The 7,208-nt window shown below is 64.6% G+C and carries 10 protein-coding genes and 1 pseudogene; 8 read left to right on the top strand and 3 right to left on the bottom strand.

Annotation, left to right across the window (positions count from 1 at the left end):
- From VN047_RS06630 to VN047_RS06595, 8 genes and pseudogenes are all read left to right on the top strand, one after another.
- Window positions 1-320, top strand: a pseudogene (locus tag VN047_RS06630) (P-type conjugative transfer protein TrbL); the annotation flags it as partial.
- Window positions 321-324: 4 nt separating this feature from the next.
- Entirely contained in the window at window positions 325-1,008 is a 684-nt protein-coding gene (gene trbF / locus VN047_RS06625) for a conjugal transfer protein TrbF (RefSeq protein ID WP_054727777.1), read from the top strand.
- Window positions 1,005-1,841, top strand: a complete 837-nt coding sequence (gene trbG / locus VN047_RS06620; protein ID WP_414712673.1) for a P-type conjugative transfer protein TrbG — start codon at window positions 1,005-1,007, stop codon at window positions 1,839-1,841. The genes trbF and trbG overlap by 4 nt, the downstream gene beginning before the upstream one ends.
- A gap of 134 nt (window positions 1,842-1,975) precedes the next feature.
- Window positions 1,976-3,073, top strand: a complete 1,098-nt coding sequence (locus tag VN047_RS06615) for a TrbI/VirB10 family protein (RefSeq protein ID WP_414712674.1) — start codon at window positions 1,976-1,978, stop codon at window positions 3,071-3,073.
- A complete protein-coding gene (locus VN047_RS06610) occupies window positions 3,073-3,297 on the top strand; it encodes a DUF2274 domain-containing protein (protein WP_325541282.1) in 225 nt (74 codons plus the stop codon). The genes VN047_RS06615 and VN047_RS06610 overlap by 1 nt, the downstream gene beginning before the upstream one ends.
- Entirely contained in the window at window positions 3,294-3,497 is a 204-nt protein-coding gene (locus tag VN047_RS06605) for a helix-turn-helix transcriptional regulator (RefSeq protein ID WP_325541280.1), read from the top strand. Before VN047_RS06610 ends, VN047_RS06605 begins: the two co-directional genes overlap by 4 nt.
- The gene (locus VN047_RS06600) at window positions 3,494-3,712 is read left to right on the top strand and encodes a hypothetical protein (protein WP_325541278.1); all 219 of its coding nucleotides are present in this window, start codon (window positions 3,494-3,496) and stop codon (window positions 3,710-3,712) included. The genes VN047_RS06605 and VN047_RS06600 overlap by 4 nt, the downstream gene beginning before the upstream one ends.
- Entirely contained in the window at window positions 3,696-3,941 is a 246-nt protein-coding gene (locus tag VN047_RS06595; RefSeq protein ID WP_325541276.1) for a hypothetical protein, read from the top strand. The genes VN047_RS06600 and VN047_RS06595 overlap by 17 nt, the downstream gene beginning before the upstream one ends.
- Before the next feature lie 272 nt (window positions 3,942-4,213).
- On the opposite strand, the gene VN047_RS06590 is transcribed toward VN047_RS06595, so the two are convergent.
- From VN047_RS06590 to VN047_RS06580, 3 genes are all read right to left on the bottom strand, one after another.
- Entirely contained in the window at window positions 4,214-5,365 is a 1,152-nt protein-coding gene (locus VN047_RS06590) for an aminotransferase class I/II-fold pyridoxal phosphate-dependent enzyme (protein WP_325541274.1), read from the bottom strand.
- A 149-nt stretch (window positions 5,366-5,514) separates the two neighbouring features.
- Window positions 5,515-5,859, bottom strand: coding sequence for a RidA family protein (locus tag VN047_RS06585; RefSeq protein ID WP_325541272.1), 345 nt, complete (start codon window positions 5,857-5,859; stop codon window positions 5,515-5,517).
- A gap of 29 nt (window positions 5,860-5,888) precedes the next feature.
- Window positions 5,889-7,148, bottom strand: a complete 1,260-nt coding sequence (locus VN047_RS06580; protein WP_325541271.1) for a D-amino acid dehydrogenase — start codon at window positions 7,146-7,148, stop codon at window positions 5,889-5,891.
- Between the last annotated feature and the right edge of the window lie 60 nt (window positions 7,149-7,208).

Genomic DNA, 7,208 nt, shown 5'->3' with positions numbered 1-7,208 from the left:
CGCGCGGTGCTGCGGGCAATTCCGGGATGCGGGCCTTTGGTTCGGGCATGGCCAATGTCGCGCGCGACGCAGCGAGCGGCGCGGGTTCGCCCTTGCGTAAGGCCGCGGCCAAGCTTCGCCAGAACTTTGCCGACGGACAGGCGAGCAAGGCGGCGCCCGCCGCTGCAACCGGTGCGGAAGCCTCCGGCCAGCCGGCTTGGGCCGCCGCCATGAAGCGACGGCAGGCGATCACCTCGGGCGCCACGATCGGCGCGCAGACACTCAAGCAAGGCGACAGCCATGGCGCCGGTTCAGCCCCCGATATCAGCCAGAAGGATTGAGACCATGTTCCGACGACCACACCAACATTACGGAAAATCGCCCGAGCCGGTGACCCCCTATCAGCGCGCCGCGCAGATTTGGGACGATCGGATCGGCTCGGCGCGGATCCAGGCGAAGAATTGGCGGCTCGCCTTCTTCGGCTGCCTCGCGCTTTCGGGCGGGCTCGCCTCGGCGCTTGTCTGGCAGTCGCTGCGCGGCACGATCACCCCTTGGGTGGTTGAGGTCGACAAGCTCGGCGAGGCGAGGGCGGTCGCGCCGGCGGACGCCGACTATGCGCCCACCGATCCGCAGGTTGCCTTTCACCTTGCGCGCTTCATCGAGCATATCCGCTCGATCCCCGCCGATCCCGTAGTGCTGCGCGCGAACTGGCTCAGCGCCTATGATTTTGCGGCGACGTCGGGCGCGCAGGCACTCAACGATTATGCGCGCAACAACGACCCGTTCGCCGAGGTCGGCAAGCAGCAGGTCGCTGTCGATGTGTCGAGCGTGATCCGCGCGTCGAAGGACAGCTTCCGCATCGCCTGGACCGAGCGCCGTTATCAGGACGGCGGCCTCATCGAGACCTCGCGCTGGTCGGCGATCGTGACCGTCACGATCCAGCCGCCGCGCACCCCCGAGGCACTGCAAAAAAATCCCCTCGGTCTCCGAGTGACCGCCATCAATCTTTCCAAGGAGCTCAGCCAATGATCAAAATTTCAATGCTCGTAGGCGCCGCACTGTTGGCTTTGCCCCTCCACGCAGCACCTGGCGATCCGCGCACGCAGGTCGGTCGCGCCAACGATGCAGCGCGCGTGCAGCCCGAGCGCACGACCTTCCTCAATGCTATCCAGCAATATGCTTGGGCAGAGGGCGCGTTGTTCCAGGTCTATACCGCGCCGGGCCAGGTGACCGATATCGCGCTACAGGAAGGCGAGGAGCTGGTCGGGCCCGGTCCGGTCGCCGCCGGCGATACGGTTCGGTGGATTATCGGCGACACGCTGAGCGGCGAAGGCGCGACGCGGCGCGTTCATATCCTTGTGAAACCAACGCGGCCCGACATTGTCACGAATTTGATCATCAACACGAGCCGCAGGACTTATCACGTCGAGCTTCGCGCGACGCCATCGACCTATATGGCCGCTGTTTCGTGGCGCTATCCGCGGGACGAGCTGATCGCGCTTCGCGCCGCCGAAGCCGAGCGTGTGCGGGCCGCGCCGGTCGCCGGCGGGATCGACCTGCCGTCGCTCAACTTCGCGTATCGGATCAGCGGCGACAAGGTCGCATGGCGACCGTTGCGCGCGTTCGACGACGGCCGGCAGCTCTTCGTCGAGTTCGGCCCTTCGGTTGCGACCGGCGAAATGCCGCCGCTGTTTGCGGTCGGTGAGAAAGGGGCGGCCGAGCTCCTGAATTACCGGGTCGATGGCCGCTTCATGATCGTCGACCGGCTGTTCGAACGCGGCGAGCTACGGCTCGGGGCAGGTAAGGCGGCGAAGAAGGTTCGCATCTCGCGCGACACGCCGGTAAAGCGAGGCCGCCCGTGAGCCGGCGCGAAGACGTGCCGGGGGATCAGCTCGATTCCGCGGAGGCAGGTATCGCGGTTCCCGAAGCGGAGGCGGCGGCGATAGCGCCCCCCAGTCCCGACGGCTTTCGTCTCGAGGGCGAGCTGCCGAGCGTGATGCGCTTGTCGCGAAAGACACTCGCCGTGCTGGGCGGGGCGGCAGGAATCGCAATCGGCGGCGCCTTGCTCTGGGCGCTGCGGCCAGTTGATCCCAAAGCCGCGCAGGAACTTTACGAGGTCGCGGCGCCGAACCGCTCGGAGACCGTGACCGGCGCGCCGGCCGATTATGGCGCCGTCCCGAAACTCGGTCCGCCCCTGCCGGGCGATCTAGGCCGACCGATCGTCTCGGCGCAGAAGGCGGGCGAGCCGATGCCCGCGCCGGCGATGGGGCCGCCGCCAGCCGACCCGGCGCAATCGGCTCGCGAACAGGCAAGGTTGCGCGCTATGCAGGAGCGTGAGGCCGCCCAAGGCAGTCGGCTATTCCTGGAGGGAACCGGCGACACGATCTCCGGAACGGCTGCAGCCGAGGCGCTGTCTTCACAAGCCCGGGCCGCAAATGAACCAGAAGGTGCAAAAACGAGCCGGCAGGCTTTTCTCGCCGGTGGTCCGCGTGGTGCGACCGAAAGCGGTGAGCGCATTGTTGTGCCAAGCTCGGCCGCAGTCATTCAGGCAGGAACCGTTATCCCGGCAGCGTTGATTACCGGTATCCGCTCGGACCTGCCCGGCCAGATCACTGCGCAGGTCACGCAGAATGTCTACGATAGTTCTACGGGACGCTTGTTGCTGGTTCCGCAGGGCGCTCGATTGATCGGTGAGTATGACAGCGAGGTCGCGGCGGGCCAGCGCCGGGTACTGCTCGCTTGGGACAGGCTCATTTTACCCGGAGGACGGTCCATTCGCCTTGATCGTCAGCCGGGCGCCGATGCGGCCGGCTATGCAGGACTAGAGGATCGCGTGAACAATCATTGGGGGCGCATGCTGCGCGCCGCCTTGGTTTCGTCGCTACTCGGAGTCGGTACAGAATTGGCCGCGGGCGGCGAGGGCGATCTTGTCCGGGCGCTTCGGTCCGGCCTGCAGGACAGCACGAACGAGGCGGGGCGGCGAATTATCGAGCGAGAGCTTTCCGTCCCCCCGACGCTCACTGTGCGCCCTGGCTTCGCGTTCCGCGTCATCGTGACGCGCGATCTCGTTCTTGAAAATAGCGGGGGCAGGTGATGAGCAACCTTCGCCTCGGCCCGTTCATGAACGAGAAGCCGGTCAAGTTGACCATTGAGCTCCCGGGCGCGTTAATGCGAGACCTTCAGGACTATGGCGCCGTTCATGCCAAGTTGACCGGGCTGGCCACGGCGCTCCCGCCCGAGCGGCTCATCCCTCCGATGATCGAGCGTTTTGTCGCGAGCGATCGCGAATTCAGCAAGCAGCGCCGGAGGAAGCTATGAGCGACAGACCCGACCGGCTGGTTCGCCTTGACACCGTAATTTCGCGCACGGGACTCTCGCGATCAACGATCTACGAGAAGATCGCCGATGGCACTTTTCCGAGCCAGATTCGCCTCAGCAAGAACGCGGTCGGTTGGCGAGAATCCCAGCTTGATCTTTGGATTGCCGACCCTCCTTCCTATCGGGCCATCATCGGATGACGAATCTTATCGCGGTCCAGGCGTTGTGTGTGGGCGCGACCTTGTCCGAGAAGTGGAGCGAGTACCGACACGGCGTCGCTCACTTCCTTCTCGCCGTCATAAAACTGCATATGATTTGTGTCCGTGACGACATCGACATGCGCGTCGGCGCGGGCGGCGCGGACAACCCGCGCGGGGCGATCGCAAGACAGCGTCGGCGTGACCCGGATCGCTGACCTCGATTGGGATACATATGACATGCTCGCCGTCATTTTCTACACCGACCTGCTCTGTCGCCAACTAGGTACATGCTTCGGCAGAGGGCTCGACGAGGCCAAATGGACCGATGCCGAGGATTATCTCGAGGATGGCGACCTCCGGATCGCGGAACAATTTGCCTATTGGCACCGCCACTGGGATGAGGAGCCGTCCGAAGAGCAGGTAGAGGGGCCGGACAAGGAATGAGCTTTCTGCCGATCGGCGACCCTTACCGCCGGCTCCTCAAGATATTGCGGTCATCGGCCCGCCGCGTTCGCGAGATGTCAATGTTCAACCGCGCGCAACCGTTGGGCGTTAAGATCACATCGCCGCGAAAGTCCGCTTCTTCCGATTTTGCTCTGAAAGGTGCCCGACTGCTACCGGCCAAAACCCGCATGAAGGCTCCCCCTTGGGGGCATTCTGGGCCGCCGTTTCTTGGTTCACGATAGCGATCAGTTCAGGTTGCGCGGGGACAACGGTCAAGAAGCGGCTGTATCTGCAAGCTGCTTGTCGATTAGCCACTGCCCTACGCGCCGGATGGCCTCTTCGGCCAAGTCGGTCGAGACAGCGAAACTGAGGCGTATGAAGCCGTTGCCATCGACGGGATCGAAATCCAATCCGGGCGCTACGGCAACGCCGGTATCGCGCAACAGGGCTTCGCAGAAAGCGAGGCTGTCATCCGTTAGGTGGCTGACGTCGGCATAGATATAGAAGGCGCCGTCGGGAGGTGCGATCCGCCGGAGACCCATTTTGGGAAGGGCTTTGAGCAGGAGTTCGCGATTGCGCGCATAAGTTTCGATATGGCCTTCGAGCTCGTCGCGGCAGTCAAAGGCGATCAGGCCGGCGTGCTGGGCGAGCGAGGGCGGGGTCAGGAAGAGGTTCCCCATTCGGGCGCGGGCGGCGTCGATCAGCCTCTCGGGAACGACAAGCCAGCCAAGCCGCCAGCCCGCCATGCTGAAATATTTGGAGAAGCTGTTGACGACCAGCGCGTCCGGCGCGTGCTTCAGCATGGTTTCGGCGGGCAGCGTATAGCTCAGTCCATGATAGATTTCGTCCGAGACGAGCGCGATGCCGCGGCGCTTGCAAACCTCGGCGAGGGCGCGGAGCTCCACTGGCGGGATGATCGTGCCCGTGGGATTGGCCGGGCTCGCGACGATCAGCCCGTCCGGCGCGGGCTCCATGCGCTCGACGGCCTCGGCGGTGATCTGGAACCGCTCGGCTTCGCCGCAGGCGAGTTCGACGGGCTCGAGATGGAGCGCCTTGAGGGTGTTTCTGTACGCAACATAGCCGGGCCGCGCCAGCGCGACCCGGGCGCCGGGGGCAAACAGGCAGGATAGGGCAAGCACCAGCGCCGGCGAAGCGCCGCAGGTGAGGATGACCTGTTCCGGTTCGACCGCTACCCCATAGGCTTCGTCATAATGTGCCGCGATCCGCGCTTTCAGCCCTGGGCTTTCCCAATAGCCCATGCCGTCGGTATCGAGGATGTCGTGCGCCGCCCTGATCGCTGCCGCCGGGGCGCCGGTCGAGGGCTGGCCGAACTCCATGTGGATCACCGACCGTCCTTCGGCCCGCAACTGATGTGCGAGCCGGCTGATGGCAATGGCATGAAAGGGATCGATCTCGACCGGCATGGGAAACTTGCTCCATCTTTATATCCACCGAATGGCTGGTGTCGGTGCCCGTCTGCTCGTCCCGATTTCAGGTCAGACGCCTGCTGTCCGCTTGCGGTCAGATCGAAGGCATTTTCGATACAGGCTCGGCTTCACTTAGGAATTGCTCGTCATCGCGCAGCGATGACGATGATCTCGACCTTGTAGGCGGGCGCCGCAAGCCTGGCTTCGCCGGTCGCGCGGGCAGGCGCATCCTTCCCATCGACCCATTTGTCCCAGACCGCGTTCATTTCGGCGAAATCCGCCATGTCCGCGAGCCAGATCGTCGCTGACAGGATCTTTGCCTTTTCCGAGCCGGCTTCGGCGAGCAGCGCCTCGATCTGGCCGAGGATCGCCTGCGTCTGGTTGGTTACGCTTTCGCCCGGAGCGCCGACCTGACCTGCAAGATAGACGGTGTCGCCATGGACGACGGCCTGGCTCATGCGCGCGCCGGACTGGATGCGAGTGATCGTCATGTTTTTCCTTTCATTTGGTGAGGGCAAACTCAGCGCACGCCATAACGTGCGATGGAAAGATCTTCAGCCTCGATGTCGGGCGCGCGGCCGCTGACCAGATCGGCGATCAGCCGGCCCGACCCGCAAGCCATCGTCCAGCCCAAGGTTCCGTGACCGGTATTGAGGAAGAGATTGTCGTAGGGCGTCGCCCCGATGACGGGCGTACCGTCGGGCGTCATCGGCCGCAGCCCCGACCAGTAGCTGGCGGCGTCGATGTCGCCGGCGCCCGCGAAGAGGTCGGTGAGCGAGTGGACGAGCGTGGCGCGGCGGCGCTCGGGGAGCGCGTTGTTATATCCCGAAATCTCCGCCATTCCGCCGACGCGAATGCGCTCGCCGAGCCGCGTGATCGCGATCTTGTAGCTTTCGTCCATCAGCGTCGATTCGGGCGCGCGCGCCGCGTCGACGATCGGGACGGTGATCGAATAGCCCTTCACCGGATAGACGGGCAGCTTGAGGCCCAACGGTCGCAGCATCGCCGCCGAATGGCTGCCGAGGGCCACGACATAGCGATCGGCCGTGATCCGGCCGCGATCGGTTTCGACGCCGACGATGCGCGCGCCGTCGATTGCCAGTGACCGGATTGCTTCGCCATAGCGGAACCGGACGCCGCGTTCGGCACCCATCGCAGCGAGTGCGCCAGTGAATTTGAAGCAGTCGCCGGTCTCGTCGCCCGGAAGACGGAGACCGCCGACGATCTTCTCGCGCGCCGCGGCGAGCCCAGGCTCGACGGCGATACAGCCCTCGGGATTGAGCAGTTCGAATGGGACTCCGCCAGCACGAAGCACGGCAATATCCTTTGCGGTCCCGTCGAGCTGCTTTTGTGTCCGGAACAATTGCAGTGTCCCCTGCATCCGCTCGTCATAGGCGATGCCGGTATCGGCGCGGAGCGCCATGAGCCGGTCGCGGCTATATTCGGCAAGCCGCACCATTCGCGCCTTGTTGATCGCATAGCGTGCGCCCGTGCAGTTGCGCAGCATCGCAAACAGCCAGCCGAGCATCTCGCGATCGATCGCCGGCTGAAGGATCAGCGGCGCATGCCGCATCATCAGCCAGCGGATCGCCTTTTGCGGAATGCCGGGCGCGGCCCATGGCGAAGCGTAACCCGGAGAGATTTCGCCTGCGTTGGCAAAGCTTGTCTCGAGTGCGGGTCCGGGCTGGCGGTCGATGACGACGACATCATGCCCGGCCTCGGCGAGATACCAGGCGGACGTGACGCCGACGACGCCGCTGCCAAGGACAGCGACCTTCATGCTTCTTCTTTCCGTGTCATCGGGTGGCTTGCATTCGGCCCTTGCGGGTGGGTGAGATTA

This window comes from Sphingopyxis sp. (genome assembly GCF_035565275.1).
Classification (GTDB): Bacteria; Pseudomonadota; Alphaproteobacteria; order Sphingomonadales; family Sphingomonadaceae; genus Sphingopyxis.
Note: the sequence above shows the minus strand (reverse complement) of the source record. Positions and strands in the feature narration are given on the sequence as shown.